At 65.3% G+C, this 16,843-nt stretch carries 16 protein-coding genes; 4 read left to right on the forward strand and 12 right to left on the reverse strand.

The genetic code is table 11. The features are described 5' to 3' along the window. From B8115_RS21365 to B8115_RS21375, 3 genes are all read right to left on the reverse strand, one after another. Nucleotides 1-802, reverse strand: an 802-nt coding sequence (locus B8115_RS21365; protein WP_010629904.1) for a TolC family protein, incomplete at its 3' end; no start/stop codon positions are given. Further along, a complete protein-coding gene (locus tag B8115_RS21370; protein ID WP_010629905.1) occupies nucleotides 795-3,968 on the reverse strand; it encodes an efflux RND transporter permease subunit in 3,174 nt (1,057 codons plus the stop codon). The genes B8115_RS21370 and B8115_RS21365, both read right to left, overlap by 8 nt. Nucleotides 3,969-4,058: 90 nt before the next feature. Continuing rightward, complete coding sequence (locus B8115_RS21375) at nucleotides 4,059-5,267, reverse strand: efflux RND transporter periplasmic adaptor subunit (RefSeq protein ID WP_010629906.1); 1,209 nt, start codon at nucleotides 5,265-5,267, stop codon at nucleotides 4,059-4,061. A gap of 328 nt (nucleotides 5,268-5,595) precedes the next feature. Here B8115_RS21375 and B8115_RS21380 point away from each other — a divergent pair, with 328 nt between their 5' ends. After that, the gene (locus tag B8115_RS21380) at nucleotides 5,596-6,570 is read left to right on the forward strand and encodes a LysR family transcriptional regulator (protein WP_010629907.1); all 975 of its coding nucleotides are present in this window, start codon (nucleotides 5,596-5,598) and stop codon (nucleotides 6,568-6,570) included. 30 nt (nucleotides 6,571-6,600) lie between these two features. Here the strand turns inward: B8115_RS21380 and B8115_RS21385 are convergent, their stop codons facing one another. Together B8115_RS21385 and B8115_RS21390 are read right to left on the reverse strand one after the other, a co-directional pair. Continuing rightward, the gene (locus tag B8115_RS21385) at nucleotides 6,601-7,017 is read right to left on the reverse strand and encodes a RidA family protein (RefSeq protein WP_010629908.1); all 417 of its coding nucleotides are present in this window, start codon (nucleotides 7,015-7,017) and stop codon (nucleotides 6,601-6,603) included. A gap of 37 nt (nucleotides 7,018-7,054) precedes the next feature. Next, nucleotides 7,055-8,938: an ABC transporter ATP-binding protein gene (locus B8115_RS21390; protein ID WP_010629909.1), complete on the reverse strand. Its 1,884-nt coding sequence runs from the start codon at nucleotides 8,936-8,938 to the stop codon at nucleotides 7,055-7,057. Nucleotides 8,939-9,193: 255 nt separating this feature from the next. On the opposite strand from B8115_RS21390, the gene soxR reads away from it, so the two are divergent. Then, the gene (gene soxR, locus B8115_RS21395; RefSeq protein WP_010629910.1) at nucleotides 9,194-9,706 is read left to right on the forward strand and encodes a redox-sensitive transcriptional activator SoxR; all 513 of its coding nucleotides are present in this window, start codon (nucleotides 9,194-9,196) and stop codon (nucleotides 9,704-9,706) included. Nucleotides 9,707-9,780: 74 nt separating this feature from the next. Further along, nucleotides 9,781-10,404 (forward strand): glutathione S-transferase family protein, encoded by a 624-nt coding sequence (locus tag B8115_RS21400; protein ID WP_010629911.1) that lies wholly within the window; start codon nucleotides 9,781-9,783, stop codon nucleotides 10,402-10,404. Between the two features lie 52 nt (nucleotides 10,405-10,456). On the opposite strand, the gene B8115_RS21405 is transcribed toward B8115_RS21400, so the two are convergent. Both B8115_RS21405 and B8115_RS21410 read right to left on the reverse strand, forming a co-directional pair. Next, nucleotides 10,457-10,678, reverse strand: a complete 222-nt coding sequence (locus B8115_RS21405; RefSeq protein ID WP_010629912.1) for a hypothetical protein — start codon at nucleotides 10,676-10,678, stop codon at nucleotides 10,457-10,459. Nucleotides 10,679-10,781: 103 nt separating this feature from the next. Continuing rightward, nucleotides 10,782-11,972 carry a Xaa-Pro peptidase family protein gene (locus tag B8115_RS21410; RefSeq protein WP_010629913.1) on the reverse strand — a complete coding sequence of 397 codons (1,191 nt, stop codon included), beginning with the start codon at nucleotides 11,970-11,972 and terminating at the stop codon, nucleotides 10,782-10,784. A 144-nt stretch (nucleotides 11,973-12,116) separates the two neighbouring features. On the opposite strand from B8115_RS21410, the gene B8115_RS21415 reads away from it, so the two are divergent. Further along, nucleotides 12,117-12,839: a YebC/PmpR family DNA-binding transcriptional regulator gene (locus B8115_RS21415; protein WP_010629914.1), complete on the forward strand. Its 723-nt coding sequence runs from the start codon at nucleotides 12,117-12,119 to the stop codon at nucleotides 12,837-12,839. A gap of 86 nt (nucleotides 12,840-12,925) precedes the next feature. Here the strand turns inward: B8115_RS21415 and B8115_RS21420 are convergent, their stop codons facing one another. From B8115_RS21420 to B8115_RS21440, 5 genes are all read right to left on the reverse strand, one after another. Next, entirely contained in the window at nucleotides 12,926-13,993 is a 1,068-nt protein-coding gene (locus B8115_RS21420; protein WP_010629915.1) for a DUF3618 domain-containing protein, read from the reverse strand. Then, nucleotides 13,990-14,445 (reverse strand): phage holin family protein, encoded by a 456-nt coding sequence (locus tag B8115_RS21425; protein WP_010629916.1) that lies wholly within the window; start codon nucleotides 14,443-14,445, stop codon nucleotides 13,990-13,992. The genes B8115_RS21420 and B8115_RS21425 overlap by 4 nt, the downstream gene beginning before the upstream one ends. A 51-nt stretch (nucleotides 14,446-14,496) precedes the next feature. Further along, nucleotides 14,497-14,970 carry a hypothetical protein gene (locus tag B8115_RS21430; protein WP_010629917.1) on the reverse strand — a complete coding sequence of 158 codons (474 nt, stop codon included), beginning with the start codon at nucleotides 14,968-14,970 and terminating at the stop codon, nucleotides 14,497-14,499. A 273-nt stretch (nucleotides 14,971-15,243) separates the two neighbouring features. Continuing rightward, nucleotides 15,244-16,077, reverse strand: coding sequence for an alpha/beta hydrolase (locus B8115_RS21435; RefSeq protein WP_010629918.1), 834 nt, complete (start codon nucleotides 16,075-16,077; stop codon nucleotides 15,244-15,246). 8 nt (nucleotides 16,078-16,085) lie between these two features. Continuing rightward, complete coding sequence (locus B8115_RS21440) at nucleotides 16,086-16,832, reverse strand: creatininase family protein (protein ID WP_010629919.1); 747 nt, start codon at nucleotides 16,830-16,832, stop codon at nucleotides 16,086-16,088. Nucleotides 16,833-16,843 lie beyond the last annotated feature (11 nt).

Below are 16,843 nucleotides of genomic sequence, written 5' to 3' on the forward strand. Positions count from 1 at the left end.
CGATCAGCGCGCCGGGCTCGCGCCCGGTCAGCACCGCCAAGCGATGAGTGATGGCGGCGATCTCGCCTTCAATGGCCGGAATCCGCGACAGCGTGCTTTCGAGCTGCGCCCGAGCGCGCACACTGTCGAACTCGGTGCCGCGCCCCGCCTCCAGCCGCGCGTCGACCAAGGCCAGCGATTCCCGCTGGTAGTCGGCGTTGGCCTCGGCCACGCGCAGCTGCTCCTGCAATCCGCGCAGGCGCATGTACTGATCGACCAGCTCGCCGACCACCACCACCTGCATGGCGCGCACATCGGCGCCCGAGGCCTCTGCTTCGGCCTGCTGGGCCTCCACGGCGCGCCGCACGCGGCCGAAGAAGTCGAGCTCCCACAGCGCGGCGACACTGGCGTCGTAGCTTTCGAAGTCGCGCTGGGAGCGCGTCGCCTGGGGCATCTGATCGGCGCTGGCACGCTGGTGCGCAGCGCCGCCCTGGGCGGTGACGCTGGGTGCCAGGTCGCGGCGCGACTGGCGCAGCAGCGCCAGGCTGCGGTCATGGCGGGCCAGGGCGATGCGCAGGTCGTGGTTGGCGTCGAAGGCCTCCTCGACCAGCTCGCTCAGCAGCGGGTCGTCGAAGCCGTGCCAGAAGTCGCGCTCGACCGCCTCGGACGTCACCAGCTCGGCCTCGGCGCGCACAAGGGCGGCGGGCTCGACCAGCGCCGGCGCGCGGTAGTCGGGCCCCACCGCACAGGCGGCCAGCACCAGGGCGAGCGGCAACGGCATCAGGTTACGCATGACTCTCATGGGGTTGGCCAGATCAGGCATGGTAGGCGCCCTCCACAGGCTGCGCGTCACGGGGTTCGGCCTGCCCGCGCGAGACCAGCTTGCGCAGGGCGACGTAGAACACCGGGGTCAGGAACAGGCCGAACAGGGTCACGCCGAGCATGCCGGCGAACACCGCCGTACCCAGCGCCTGGCGCACCTCGGCGCCGGCACCGCCGGCCAGCATCAGCGGCACCACCGCCGCGGTGAAGGTGATCGAGGTCATGATGATCGGACGCAGGCGCAGGCGGCACGCCTCCAGCGCTGCCTCGACGATGCCGCGGCCCTGCATTTCCAGCTCGCGGGCGAACTCGACGATCAGGATGGCGTTCTTGCACGCCAGGCCGATCAACACCACCAGCCCCACCTGGACGAAGATGTTGTTGTCGCCACCGGTGAGCTTCACGCCGATCAGCGCCGAGAGCATGCACATCGGCACGATCAGGATCACCGCTAGCGGCAGCGTCCAGCTCTCGTAGAGCGCGGCCAGCGCCAGGAACACCAGCAGGATGGCCAGCGGGAACACCACCAGCGCCGCCCCGCCCTGGTTGACCTGCTGATAGCTCAGGTCGGTCCACTCGAACGACATGCCGGCCGGCAGCACTCCCGCGGCCAGTTGCTCCACCACCTGGATGGCCTGGCTCGACGACAGCACCCGTGGGTCGGCCTCGCCCATCAGGTCTGCCGCCGGGTAGCCGTTGTAGCGGATCACCGGGTCGGGGCCGAAGGTGCGGTCGACGCGGATCATGCTACCGATGGGCACCATCTCGCCATGCTCGTTGCGGGTGCGCAGGCGCTCGATGTTGGCCACGTCCATGCGGAAGTCGCCGTCGGCCTGGGCCATCACCTGCCAGGTACGTCCGAAGCGGTTGAAGTCGTTGACGTAGACCGAGCCGAGGTAAACCTGCAGGGTCTCGAACAGGTCGGTCAGCGCCACGCCCTGGGTCTTGGCCTTGACCCGGTCGACGTGCAGGTCGAGCTGCGGCACGTTGGACTGGTAGGAAGTGATCGGATAGCCCATGCCCGGCGCCTGCATCAGCGCACCGCTGAAGCCGTCCACCGCCTGCTGCAGCTCACCGTAGCCCAGATTGGCGCGATCCTGAATGAACAACGAGAAACCCGAGCCGGAGCCGAGCCCGAGGATCGCCGGCGGCATGAAGGCAAAGGTGAAGGCCTCCTGCAGCGCCGCGAACTTGCCGTTGAGCTCGGCAGTGATCTCCTCGGCGCTGCGCTTGCGCGACTCGAAAGGCTTGAGACCGAAGAACACCGTGCCGGAGTTGGGTGTATTGGTGAACTGCAGCGGATTGAGCCCGGGGAAAGCCACCGCTGCCTCGACCCCCTCCGTCTCCAGAGCGATCTCGGTCATACGCCGGATCACCGCCTCGGTGCGGTCGAGGGAAGCGCCCTCGGGCAGCCTGGCCCCGCCGATCAAGTACATCTTGTCCTGGGTCGGAATGAAGCCGCCCGGCACCGTCTGGAACATCACCCCGGTACCCGCCAGCAGCAGCGCGTAGACGGCGAATACCGCGCCGCGTCGACGCAGGCTGCGCGCCACGCCGCCCTGGTAGCCCTTGGAGCTGGTGTTGAAGAAGCGGTTGAAGGGGCGGAACAGCCAGCCGAACAGGAAATCGATCAGCCGCGACAGGCGGTCCTTGGGCGCGTCGTGGGGCTTGAGCAGCAGCGCCGCCAGCGCCGGCGACAGGGTCAGCGAATTGATCGCCGAGATCACCGTGGAGATGGCGATGGTCACCGCGAACTGGCGATAGAACTGCCCGGTGACGCCCTCGAGGAAAGCCATCGGGATGAATACCGCGCACAGCACCACCGAGATGGCGATGATCGGCCCGCTTACCTCGCGCATGGCCTGATGCGCCGCCGCCAGCGGGGCGAGCCCCTCCTCAATGTTGCGCTCGACGTTCTCCACCACCACGATGGCGTCGTCGACCACGATGCCGATGGCCAGCACCAGGCCGAACAGAGTCAGGGTATTGATCGAGAAGCCGAGCAGATAGAGCACGGCGAAGGTACCGACGATCGACACCGGCACCGCCAGCAGGGGGATCACCGAAGCGCGCCAGGTCTGCAGGAACAGCGTGACCACCAGCACCACCAGCAGCACCGCTTCGAGCAGGGTCTTGATTACCGATTTTATCGAGTCGCGCACGAATACCGTGGGGTCGTAGACGATGGTGTACTCCACGCCTTCGGGGAAGTGCTGGGACAGCTCCTCCATCTTGTCGCGCACCGCATCGGAGAGCGCGATGGCATTGGAGCCGGGCGCCTGGAAGATACCGATGGCCACCGCCTGCTGGTTGTCGAGCAGTGCCCGCAGCGAATACTCGGCGGCGCCGAGTTCGACGCGGGCGACGTCGGAGAGGTAGGTGATCTGGCCACCGCTGCCGGCCCTGACCACGATGTTGCCGAACTCCTCCTCGGTGGTCAGACGCCCCTGGGCGTTGATCGAAACCAGGAAGTCGGACGACTGCGGCGTCGGCGGCGCGCCGAGCTGACCGGCCGAGACCTGCACGTTCTGCTCGCGGATCGCGGCGATGATGTCGCCGGCGGTGAGCCCGCGCGCGGCGGCGCGGTCGGGGTCGATCCACACGCGCATGGCGTAGTCGCCGGCACCGAACAGCATCGCCTGCCCCACCCCCTCGAGCCGCGCCAGCTCGTCGCGCACGTGCAGCGCTGCGTAGTTGCGCAGATAGGTGCTGTCGTAGCGGCCGTCCGGCGAGATCAGCTGCGGCACCATAGTCAGATCGGGCGACTGCTTGTCGGTGGTCACGCCCTGGCGGCGCACCGCCTCGGGCAGCCGCGCCAGGGCCTGGCTGACCCGGTTCTGCACCTGCACCTGGGCCTCGTCCGGGTCGGTCCCGGGACGGAAGGTCAGCGTCAGCGCCAGTACCCCGTCGGAGCCGGCCACCGACTTCATGTACATCAGGTTCTCGACCCCGGTGATGGCCTCCTCCAGCGGCGTGGCCACCGTGTCGGCGATCTCGCTGGGGTTGGCGCCGGGATAGACGGCACGCACCTGTACGGTGGGCGGCACTACGTCGGGGTATTCGCTGACCGGCAGCAGCGGGATGGTGATCGCCCCGGCGATGAAGATCAGAATCGACAGCACCGCGGCGAAGATAGGCCGGTCGACGAAGAACTTGGCAAAATTCATGACAAGACTCCCTTACGGGACGGACGCGTGGTCCGCCCCGTACAAGTCAGGGGTTATGGTTATCTGGAGTCGTGCTGGGCAGTGGTCGGCTCAGCGCACGGCAGCATACTCGCCGGAAGCCGCGCCCGAGCCGCGCATGTCGACACTCTCCGCCGCCACCGGCATGCCCGGGAAGAAGATACGCTGGGCACCGTTCACCACCACTTGGTCGCTGGGCTCGAGACCCGCCGTCACCACCCGCAAGCCGTCGACTATGCGCCCGAGCTGCACATCGCGACGCATGGCGCGGCCCTCGTCGACCACATAGACGTACTTGCGGTCCTGGTCGGTGAGCACTGCCTTGTCGTCGATCAGCAGAGTTCCCTCAGCGCTGCCCGCCAGTAGCTGAACGCGGGCATACATGCCGGGAGCAAAGCGCCCCTCGCCGTTGTCGAGCACGGCACGGGTCAGGATGGTGCCGGTGTCGGCATCGAGACGGTTGTCGATGAAGTCGACCTCGCCGCGGTAGGGGTAGTCCTCGTCGCTGGCCAGACCCACACGCACCGGAACGCCGCCGTCGCGCAGGCTGAACTGCCCGCCGTTGCGCGCCAGGGCGTCGTAGTGCAGGTAGGCCCGCTCGTCGCTGTGGAAGTGCACGTGGACCCGATCCAGGGCGACGATGCTGGTCAGCGGCGTGGCTTCGGAAACCAAATTGCCCGAGGTGACCAGCGCCCTGCCGGCACGCCCGGAAATGGGCGCACGCACTTCGGTGAACTCCATGTTGAGTCGGGCCGTCTGGGCAATGGCCTGGGCGGCGAGAATGTCGGCCTCGGCGGTGGCCGCCGCTGAACGCCGCTGGTCCAGTTCCTCACGGGAGATCGAGCGGCTCTGTGACAGCGCCTCGGCCCGGGCGGCTTCGCTGCGCGCCAGTTCGGCACGGGCTCGGGCTCGCTGCAGCTCGGCCTCGGCCCGCTCCAGCTCAGCTCGGTAGGGACGCGGGTCGATGACGAACAGCACGTCGCCCTTCTCGACCTTCTCACCCTCGGTATAGTTGACGCTCTCAATGTAGCCGGACACGCGCGGTCGCAGGTCCACCGTCTCCACCGCCTCGATACGGCCGGTGAAGGCGTCCCACAACTCCACGTCTTCGATCAGTACCTGAGCCACGCTGACCTGCGGCGGTGGCGGCCCTTGTTCGGCGCCGGCCTGGGTATCGGCCTGGCTCTCGCATCCTGTCAGCACGACAATACCGGCAAGCATGGCGGTAGCCATGAGCAGGCGCCGGCCCCCTCGACTCTCGAACATCTTGTGGACGTTCATTGATACTCCCTCTCCCATTGACCAACGCGAAGTTCGCCACGCCATTTACTCAGCCTGGCCTCTATTCTTTGCCGCTAGTTCTTTGCCTCTGTCTTTTCTGACTTATTAATGTCGTTCGGTGGCGTGATTAATCGACGGCAAACTTCGCAAACCGCCACCTTATAGTGTTACCGGGCACTTGATTAGTCGGGCCAGCAGGGAAATACTGTCCCTTTGGCGGGACAGTCTCCGTGCAACCGTTCTTGCCCTTCTGCAGTATTTCCCCTGACACGGTGCTTACCCTGAAACGGGGTTCTTCAGGCACTGCGCACGGCACAGGAATACGACCATGCTGCAAGACCTCAACGACGCCCTGATCTTTGCCAAGGTCGTGGAACAGGGCAGCTTCAGCTCCGCCGCCAAACAGCTTCGTCTTGGCAAGACCACGGTGAGCCGCAAGGTGCAGGACCTGGAGCGGCGCCTCGGCGCTCGGCTGCTGCACCGCACCACCCGCAATCTGAGCCTGACCGAGGCGGGTGCCATCTACTTCGATTACTGCAACCGCATCGCCCGCGACCTGGGCGAGGCGGAAAAAGCGGTGCACCATCTCGAAGAGAGCCCCCGCGGCTGGCTCAGGGTCACCGCGCCCTTCACCATGTGCACCGAGTTCACCTCGATCCTGGTGCGGGACTTCCGGCAGCTCTATCCCCAGGTGCGCATCGAGCTGGTGCTCTCCAATGAGCGCCTGGATCTGGTCGCCAACCAGATCGATGTCGCGCTACGGGTCGGTTCTCTGCCCGACTCCAGCCTGGTGGCGCGCCGCCTGGCCCGCTTTCACTCCTACGTCTATGCCAGCGAGGCCTACCTCGCGCGACATGGCGAACCCCGCGAGCCGGCGGAGCTGGCCGCCCACCCCGTGCTGGCCAAGGCCATGGAGCAGCGCGGCCAACGCTACGTCTGGCAGCTGCACCACAGCGAGAGCCAGCAAGCCGTGGAGGTGGAGGTCGACCCCATCGCCATCGCCAACGACCCCTTCGCCCTGCGCGGCATGCTCGAGGACGGCCAGGGCATCATGCTGGCCAACGAGTTCGTCACCTGCATGAGCCCCGAGTCGCGCCGCCCGCGGCGTATTCTCGAAGGCTGGGAGGGCCCCGAGGTCGAGCTCAACGCCGTCTTCCCCGGCGGCAGCCTGGTCTCGCCCAAGGTGCGCACCTTCGTCGACTTCGTGGTCGAACGCATGCGCATCACCATGGAGCCAGCCGGGGATGCCTGGCAGCCGCCTGCCCACACCGCACCGGCGAAAGAGGAGCAGGCGCTGGCATAGCGTCTGGCTCAGGCAGCTTCCGGTATCGCTTCAGGGCAGTTCCGGCAGCACCGCCTCGGCCTCTATCTCGATCAGCCATTCCGGTTCGGAAAGACCGCTGACGATCACCCAGGAAGAGGCCGGTGGCGACTTGGGAAAGCGCGAGCGCAGTGCCTGTACCACTCCTTCCTGGTCGTAGCGAGCGGGCTCGGCGATATAGATGCGCAGCATCACCACGTGGGACAGGTCACCGCCCAACGTGCCGAGAATCGCCTCAATGTTGTCCAGTGCGGCAAAGGTCTGCCCCTCCAGATCGGGGCCGACCAGGCACTCGTGGGCGTCGACCCCCACCTGCCCCGAGAGATGCACACGGTAGCCACCCTTGACCATCACCGCCTGGCTGAAGCCGTACTGCAGGGTATTGGGCACGCCCCGCGGGTTGATGGCTTCTCGTTCCACGCCTTGCATGTTCACCCCTCCTTCATTGCCTATGGTTGTGCCCGGCTCACGACTCCGCGTTCAACGGGCTTTCCTGCCGCTCGCTCTCTTCGGTGTCCAGCCCCAGGAAACCGCCGGACTGGCGCCGCCACAGCGAGGCGTAGAGGCCATCGAGCGCCAGCAGCTCCCGATGGGTACCGCTCTCGACGATGCGTCCCTCGTCGATGACGATGAGTCGATCGAGCATGGCGATGGTCGACAGCCGGTGCGCGATGGCGATGACCGTCTTGCCCACCATCAGGGTGTCGAGTTGCTCCTGAATGGCCGCTTCGACTTCGGAATCGAGCGCTGAAGTGGCCTCGTCGAGCACTAGGATCGGCGCATTCTTGAGCAGCACCCGGGCGATGGCGATGCGCTGACGCTGGCCGCCGGAAAGCTTGACGCCGCGCTCGCCGACGTGGGCATCCAGGCCGCGCCGCCCCTTGTGGTCGACCAGCTCGAAGATGAACTCTGCATGGGCCCGGCGTACGGCTTCTAGCACCTGCTCGTCGGTGGCCTCGGGACTGCCGTAGCGGATGTTATCGCGCACCGAGCGGTGCAGCAGCGAGGTGTCCTGGGTCACCATGCCGATCTTGCGCCGCAGCGACTCCTGGCTGACCTCGGCGATGTCCTGCCCATCGATCAGGATGCGTCCACTTTCCAGGTCGTAGAAGCGCAGCAGCAGGTTGGCCAGGGTCGACTTGCCGGCGCCGGAGCGGCCGATCAGCCCGACCTTCTCGCCCGGCGCCACGGTCAGGCTCATGCCGTCGAAAACGCGGGCCTGCGCGCCGTCGGGCCGGTCGTAGCCGAAGCGCAGCGCTTCGAAGCGGATCTCGCCGCGGGGCACGCTGAGCACCGCCGCGCCGGGCAGATCCTTCACCGTAGGCTCACGGGCGATGGTATTGATACCGTCCTGCACCGTACCGATGTTCTCGAACAGCCCCGCCACCTCCCACATGATCCAGTCGGACATGAAGCGAATGCGCATGACCAGGGCGATGGCCACGGCAATGGCGCCGAGTGACATGGCCTGGAAATACCAGGCACCGATGGCAATGGCAGCCACGCTGGCCAGCAGCAGGGAGTTGAGTACCGTCAGGGACACGGAGAGCAGCGTGGCCAGGCGCATCTGCCGATGCACCGTGACCATAAACTTCTCCATGGCGTCGCGGGCGTAGGCCTGCTCGCGCTGGGTATCGGCGAACAGCTTGATGGTCTGGATGTTGCTGTAGCTGTCGACGATACGTCCGGTCATGCGTGCGCGGGCGTCAGCCTGCTCCATGGAGACCCGGCGCAGCCGCGGCACGAAGACCCACATGATCGTGCCGTAGCCCACCAGCCACGCCACCAGCGGCAGCATCAGCCAGGGTTCGGCACCGCCCATCAGCCACATGGCACCGATGAAGTAGACCATCACGTAGACCATCAGGCCCAGCAGTTTGGTGACCGTCTCGCGAATCGCCAGCGCCGTCTGCATCACCTTCTGCGATACGCGACCGGCGAATTCGTCCTGATAGAAGGCCAGGCTCTGGCTCAGCATGTGACGGTGCGCCAGCCAGCGCCCAAGCATCGGGTAGTTGCCGAAGATGCCCTGGTGCGAGAGCAGCGACTGCAGCAGAACCAGCAGCGGCAGGCCCACCACCACCAGCGCCGCCATGCCCGCCAGGCGCCAGCCGTACTCGGCGAAGAAGCCTTCGCGTTCGGCATTGGCCAGCCAGTCCACCAGTTCGCCCATGTAGCCGAAGAACACCACCTCGGCCGCCGAGACCATGGCGGTGACCAGCGACATGGCCAGCAGCAGCGGCAGCACTGGACGCGAGAAGTGCAGGATGAACTTGAATAGTCCCTTGGGTGGAGTACCGGCCTGCCCTGAAGGGTAGGGGTTCACCAATCTCTCGAAGTAACGGAACATGACAACTCCATCGTCAAGAATACTTAAGAAAAATTTGTATCAAGCAGGGTTCGATCGAATGACAGGAAGCAGGCTAAAACCTAAACTTAGATTGAGGTCAAGAGTTTCGTGAAGTCTTGATGGTCGACACGACGAAAAAAGGAAGCGAAAACCATACGAGCATCGCGGAAGAATGCACAATCAAACTTCCTGATCGTTTATATCAATGAAGCTGATAAATTATTTAAAAGAAATAACTGACGAGGCACTGCGACGATGAGCGACTCCACCCCCTGCGATGTTTCGAGCACACCCCGAAAGACCTCGGGCAAACGCAAGGGTCCCGCGCTGCTGCATCGCGAACTCAGCGTCGGAGAGGTCGCCCAGCGCAGCGGGCTGGCCGTTTCCGCCATTCATTTCTACGAAGCCAAGGGGTTGATCAGAAGCCGACGCAACGCAGGCAACCAGCGACGCTTCTCGCGCGACGTATTGCGCCGCGTGGCAATCATCAAGGTCGCTCAGCGCACCGGCATCACCCTGGGCGAGATTCGCGCTGCCTTCGAGGCACTGCCGGAATCCCGCGCGCCGACCGCCGCCGACTGGCAAAAGCTATCGGCGAGCTGGCGCCAGGCGCTCGACGACAGGATCGTGCGGCTCACCCAACTGCGCGACCAGCTCGACCACTGCATTGGCTGCGGCTGCCTGTCGATGGTGGAGTGTCCGCTGCGCAATCCCGAGGACGAGCTGGCCGAGGAGGGTGCCGGGCCGCGCCTGCTCGACCCCGTCTGAGCTTGCGTTTAACCGTCCGCTTACATTAACTCGGCTAACTGCTATCTTGGGGAGAGCCCAAGGAGAACACTGCCATGTCGGATTCCCTTATCCTCTATACCAACCCCGTCTCGCGGGGGCGCATTGCCCGCTGGATGCTGGAGGAGATCGGTGCGCCTTATCGTACGGAAGTGATCGAGTTCGGCTCCGCCATGAAGTCGCCCGCCTTTCTGGCCATCAATCCCATGGGCAAGGTCCCGGCCATACGTCACGGCGAAACGGTCGTGACCGAGTGCGCCGCCATCTGCGCCTACCTGGCCGATGCTTTCCCGGAAGCGGGCCTGGCGCCGCCGCTGACCGAGCGCGGCCCCTACTACCGCTGGCTGTTCTTTGCCGCCGGGCCGCTAGAGGCCGCCATGACGGATCGCGACCTGGGCATGGAGCCCAACGTCGATCAGCAGGGCCGGGTCGGCTACGGCAGTATCGAAGCCGTGCTGGATACGCTGGAGATCGCCGTCAGCGAACACGAGTACATTGCCGGCCCCCAGTTCACCGCCGCGGATGTCTATCTCGGCGCGCATATCGGCTGGGGGCTGAAATACGGTGGCCTGGGCCCCTGCCCTGCCTTTGCCGACTACTGGGCGCGGGTCAGCAGCCGCCCCGCGTATCGCCGGGCCAGCGAGCTGGATGACCAGGCCAAGGACCAAGCCCACCGCTGAGAATCATCTCGCCGAGAGTCGCCTGGCCGGCCCGGCGCATCCAGCTCAGCGCTCAATGGGCTTCGTAGGGACGTGCCCAGAGGTCGTCCGGCTGATGGCGGCTGAGAATCTTTTCCGCTTCAGGCTTGGAGTCGTCCGGCACGATCACCTTGATCTGGCTGGCCTCCTTGTCGAAATAGAGCTTCTCCCGCGGGAAGCCCTCCGAAACCAGCTCGTCGTAGGCATTCGCTGCCTTCATCAGGTCCTGATAGGTCGCCGTTACGGTCTGAGTCATGGCGTCCTCCTTCACTCGGTTGAGGCATTCATCGGCGAAACACCAAACGACTGGCGCGCCGTGTGCCTCCTTGAGTATAGCGCTCGTACGGCGCCTCTCCCGTTCAGAGCACACCGCTCTCGAGCTGCCAGTCGTTATCGGTCAGGGGCTCGGCCCCCTGCGGCGTAACGCGTACGGTGTCGCTGAGACCGATGCCCCACTGGCCGGGTATGCGCAGGCACAGCGGCAGATGGAAGACCATGTCGGCCTCGAACTCGCGCTGCTGGCCGCACGCGATATAACCGCTCCCCTCCACCCAGCTGGGTGGAAACTGCGCCCCCACGGCGTAACCGAAGACCCCCGAGAAGAAGACCCGTTCGGTGTGAGGCGCAAGCACCGCCGCGGCGGCCCGCGCGGCATCGTCGAACGTATTGCCGGGGCGCATCTTCACCCTGAGCGCCTCGAACAGGTCACGACAGAGTTCCGCCGTCATCAGCATCTCCTGACTGGGCGTGCCCGCGACGAGTGTCTTCATCATCGGTGCGGTATAGCGCCGGTAGGCGGCGCCGAACTCCATGAAGACCGGCTCGCCGGGGGCGATGCGATGGCGCTGGTGGTTCAGGTGAATCACACTGCTGCGAGGCCCGACGGTGACAATGGGCTGCATGCTCATGAACTCGCTGCCAGCGGCCAGCATGGCGCGTGCGCCCTCGGCGGCCACGTCGCCATCCAGCATGCCGATGGCGGCAACCCGGGCAGCCGCCTTCAGCCCCAGCGAGGTGATACGGGCGCTTTCGCGCAGGCAGCCGAGCTCCGCTTCGCTCTTGACGATACGAATGCGGTCGAGCAGCTCGCCGCCGTCGTCGCGAAAACGCTCGGCGCCCAGCCGCGCCTGGAGTTCGCGCAGCACGCCGTGTCGCAGCCCTGCCCCGTACAGGTCCAGGCCGATGGCGCGAAACGGCGCCAAGGTGTCGGCCAGCGGCTCGATTACCTCGCCGATTCCCTCCCAGCGGTAGCCCAGCAGTTCGTCTACCCGCGCGGTGACCACCGCCGGCCCGGTCTCGATGGAAGGCACCTGCAGCGTCAGCCGCTCGGGTGAGCAGACCAGGCAAGCGTGCACCGATACCTCGAAGGTGTTGTAGCCGGTCAGGTAGTAGATGTCGGCCGGGTCCGTCAGCAGCAGCGCATCCAGACCGGCCTCGTCCATGGCGTTGCGCACGCGGGTCTGCCGGGCCTCGAACTCGCTGTCGGCAAAGGCCAGTTCGCTGGCCTCGCGCTGTGCGGCCAGGGCATGACGGTACTGAAGGTGGTCCATGGAGACGCCTCCTCCAAGGGTGCAATGCCGACAGTGTAGACATGATCCGCATCACACCCGAGCCACGAAGACCAAATAGGGCTGTTCCCTGCCGGGCCGGTTTCGTAAAATCCAGCCTCGTACCCGATTCGACAGGATAACGCTATGGGCAGGGCCTTTCAGAACCGCAAGGAATCCATGGCCAAGACGGCCGCCGCCAAGACCAAGGTGTACAGCAAGTACGGACGCGAGATCTACGTCTGCGCCAAGCAGGGCGGCACCGACCCCAACGGTAACCTGACGCTGCGCGGCCTGATGGAACGCGCCAAGAAGGACCAGGTACCCAGCCACGTGATCGAGAAGGCGCTGGACAAGGCCAGCGGCGTGGGCGGCGAAGATTACTCGCCGGCGCGCTACGAGGGCTTCGGCCCGGGCAACTGCATGGTCATCGTCGATTGTCTGACCGACAATCCCAACCGCACCTTCGGCGACGTGCGCGCCTGCTTCAACAAGGCCAAGAGCAAGCTCGGCACGCCGGGCAGCGTCAGCCACATGTTCGATCACTGCGCCATCCTCGCCTACGCCGGCGACGACGAGGAAGCGGCGCTGGAGGCCCTGATGGAAGCCGATGTCGACGTCACCGACATCGAGAACGAGGAAGGCCACATCACCGTCTTCGCCCCGCATACCGAGTACGCCAAGGCCAAGCAGGCGCTGATCGATGCCTTCGGTGAGCTGGAGTTCGAGACCGACGAGATCCAGTTCGTGCCGCAGACCACCACCGCCATCGCAGGCGACGACGTGGCCATGTTCGAGAAGCTGCTCGACGCGCTCAACGACCTGGACGACGTACAGAACGTGTTCCACAACGCCGAGATCGACGCCTAGGCATGAAAAAAGCCGCGCCACCCCTGGGGTGTAGCGCGGCAAGGCACTGTCTGCCTGACTGCTCTGCTGCGTAAAAGGGTGGAGCTTCAGCTCTCCTTGGCGGGCGGGGTACTTCCGCCCTTCTGCGCTTCGCCCTGACGGCTGGCCGAGCTGCCTTTCGCCGTCGAGCCCGCCTTGGCGAAACGCTCTTCGCTGGAAGGGTTCTCTACATAGCTGGCTGCGTTAGAGGAGTAGCTGGCTGCGTTCGAGGAGTGGCTTTCCCGGCTCTGGGACGCATCCTGCGCGTGTTCGCGGAGCTCCTCCTTCACCCGGTCCACGCCTTCGTGCAGCTTCTCCTGGGCCCGCTCGGCCTGCTCCTGACCGGCCTCTTCGGCACGCTGCACCGCCCGGTCGCGCATCTCGCCCAGGTGGCGGTTCTCGGCCCGTGTCGGTGCGAACAGGCTACCCAGCACCGCCCCGACGGCAACGCCCAGCGCTCCCGCCACCAGCGGATGCTCCTGCACGAAGTGGATGGTCTGGCTGCCGGCCTCGCGCGCACGGTACGAGGCAGCGTCCATGGCCGCGTGGCGCTGCTCGTCGAGATGAGCGGCACGTTCACGCATCTGGTCGTTCATATGATGCATACGCTCCTTGACCCGGCCGCCAGCGTGCTCGGCCCGCTCACGCATGCTCTCGGCCATATGCTGTGCCTTGCGTGTCATGCCGATGCCGTTGTCATGGGCCTCGGTGCCATGCTGAGGCGTAGCTCCTAGCGCCGCCGGATCGTGCCCCAAGGTGGTGGTGCCGGCCCCGCTAACGGTTTCGCGGCCGTCGTCTGACGCCATCGAGGCACTGGGCAAGGTGGCACCCGGATAGCCGCCCTGCCGCGGCAACGCCTCGTGGTGATGCGCGTGGGACTTGCGCTGGGCCAGCACCAGCCAGCCAAGGCCGATACCGGTCACCATCACCGGCAGAGGGGTCTCCTTGAGGCGGTGCCCCAGGCTCGTGATGATCCGCTCGGCTCCGCCACGACGGAGATAATCGTAGGTCATGTTCATAAGCTGCTCGGGAGAAAGTCTCGCTTCGAGTTGATGAAGGGTCTCATCCAGACGCGCCCGCGCCTGGTGGATCTCGCTCTCTATCTCGTCGGCACGGCGCCGACCCTCCTGGCTCATTTCAGCTCCTCCTTCACCGTCTCTTCATGCTGCTGCGCCAGCGCCTTGTCGCGCCGCAGACTGGCCAGCGTGCGGGTCGGCATCAGGCTTTCGCGCTGGAGCTTCTTGCGCCCCGCCTGCAGCATGATGAGTCCGATCACCACCACGACCCCGCCCACGATGAGCGCAGAGAGCCACGGGGTGGTTTCAGGGGGGAGCACGGTATTGAGCCCGAACACCGCGGCGGCCAGCAGGACCAGAAAGCCGCATAGCAGTACCGCCCCGGCAATGGCGATGGATGCGATGGCACCCATGGCCTGATGGGTCTTCTCGCTCATCTCCACCTTGGCCAGCTCGGATTCCTTGCGCACGAGCGCAGTCACTTCCCGCGCCAGGCTGGAGAAGAGAACGCCGATCGAGGATTCCTCCGTCCGTACCCTGTTTTTTGCACCAATGGGGTTTTCCACATCCATGAGGTGTCGCCTCCCTTGTTCACTCGGCTGAAGTGAGGGCTGTCCCGAGGGCTAGTGGTTGCGCATGTCGTCCTGGCTGGAGCTACGCAGAAAGCGGGAAAGCATGAAGCCGGCTGCGACCGCACCGCCCAGAAACAGGGCGGGGTGTTGACGGCCGTAATCGCGGGTCTGCTCCAGCAGGGTCGTCAGGTCGCGCTCGCGCAGGTTGCGGGTAAAGGCGTCGGAGCGCTTGGCCAGCTCGCTGACACAGCCCGAGAAATAGGGTTGCTCCTGGCGCTCGAACTCGTCGGCCATCTTGTGCAGTACGGTCGTGAATCTCTCCGCCTGATCGACTGCCGCGGCCTTCTGGCGATCGAGCAGACTCTCCGCCTGCTGCTGGGCGGCGTCGCGCAGCTCATCGCCTACTTCCGCTGCCTGCTGACGAATTTCCTCACGGTCAATGCCCGGCTGACCGCTTCCGTTGCCCACGCTTGCCTCCGAGCTTGCGCGGCCGTCCGAACTCGCACGGCTATGGGTATCGCTCATTCGCCACCTCCCTGTTTTGTCAGATATGACCAGCCCGCGAATCGGGCTTTGAGTCAACAATCCGGTGCAGACTCATTGCTTGGCTGACACTCGAAAAATAGTACCCGTGGAAAGCCTGTCAATTCGCTCCGCCAGGCGCAGCGAAATACCACTTACCCAGCGGCAATCGGCCGACATGAAGCGTTACTTTTCATGACGCTGCCTTAATGTCACCACAGCCACACAGGATCGTCTATCCTGCTGTTTTAATTCACTTTACGCCAGAATGACGAGTCAGTGAGGAAGCCCGGCATAACGCTCGAGAAAAGCGTCGATACCTGTGGAATAATCCGGCTCACTGTCGATAAAACCGGTGTTGTGGCCGCCGCGAATGGTGAGCAGCTCCTTGGGCTCATTGGCCGCCCGGTATACCGCTTCACCTTCGGAGAAGGGGATGATTTCGTCGTCGCGGCTGTGGATGACCAGCAGCGGCGACTCGATACGGGTGACATAACGCTCGGTGGGATAATCCAGCGTTGCCAGCCAGCGCACCGGCAGGAAGGGATAGAGCTGTTGGCCCAGTGCCGGCACCGAGCGAAACGGCGATTCGAGGATCACCGCTGCCGGCTGCTCCTGTGGCGCCAGCGAGGCCGCCAGTTCGGCCGCCACCGCCGCTCCCAGCGAGCGGCCGAACAGCACGATCTCGTCGGCAGTTGCCCCCTGCTGCTCGGTCAGCCAGCGCCAGCCGGCCCTGGCATCCTGCGCCGTGCCCTCTTCGGATGGGCGTCCTTCGCTACGGCCGTAGCCGCGATAGTCGAGAATCAGCACCGACAGACCCAGGCGGTGGAACTGCTGGATCGAGTCGAGACGATGCGAGATGTTACCGGCGTTGCCGTGGAAGAACAGCAGCTTGCCGCGAGCATCTTCGACGGGTATCCACCAGGCATCCAGCAGCAGGCCATCGGCGGTCTGCAGCTCGACCTGCTCCCACCCCAGCCCGCGCTCGGCCGGCGTGGCGACATGCTCGCGCCCCACGTGTGGCAGGTAGAGCAGGCGCTCCTGAAAGAACCAGGCCAACAGCACCACGAGGCCATAGATGCCAACCAGGGTAGAGGCCACGCGCAGCATATCGACCCTCACTCCCGGCCGCTGAACGTCTGGTAGGCCTCCCACACATCGTCCACGCTGGCTTCGAAGAAACGCTTGCCGTGTTCGACGCTGGCCAGGCTCGGGTCCGAGCCCATGCGGCCGTCGGGAAAGCGGCGGCGGAATTCGTCAGCGTCGCACTGGGCGCTGCCGCGAGGGGCGATACGTGGCGACATCTCGACCTGCTTCACGGCCTCGGGCCGGGCGAACCAGGAGAGCGCAACCTCCGAAGCAGTGGCATGGGTGCCCTCCGCATCGCCGTAGAGCGCCTCGGCCAGTTCCCGCACGCGCGGTCCGATGAACCAGTTGTTGGTGGTGAGATGCAGCTCGCTGCCAGGTGCCTGATGCAGGCTCCGCTCGGCATAAACCTCGGCAAAGGCCGCACTCATGGTGGCAATGTTGCCGCCGTGGCCATTGAGGAAGAAGACATGGGTGAAGCCATGGCGCGACAAGGACAGCACGGTGTCGCGCAGCACGGCGATCAGCGTGCTGGGACGCAGGCTGATGGTGCCGGGAAAGGCCAGATGATGCTGGGCCATGCCCAGATTCTGGGTCGGTGCCACCAGTACGCCGTGACGTTCGCCGACCTCCCAGGCGACAGTTTCCGGGCAGATGGCGTCGGTCCCCACCAGACCGTTGGGGCCATGCTGTTCGGTGGAGCCGATCGGCACGATGATGCCGGTTTCGCGTGCCAGGTAGGCCTCGACCTCCTGCCAGGTAGCGTGCTGAAGTCGCATGTATGCCTCCT

This window comes from Halomonas sp. KM-1 (assembly GCF_000246875.1).
GTDB lineage: Bacteria > Pseudomonadota > Gammaproteobacteria > Pseudomonadales > Halomonadaceae > Halomonas > Halomonas aerodenitrificans.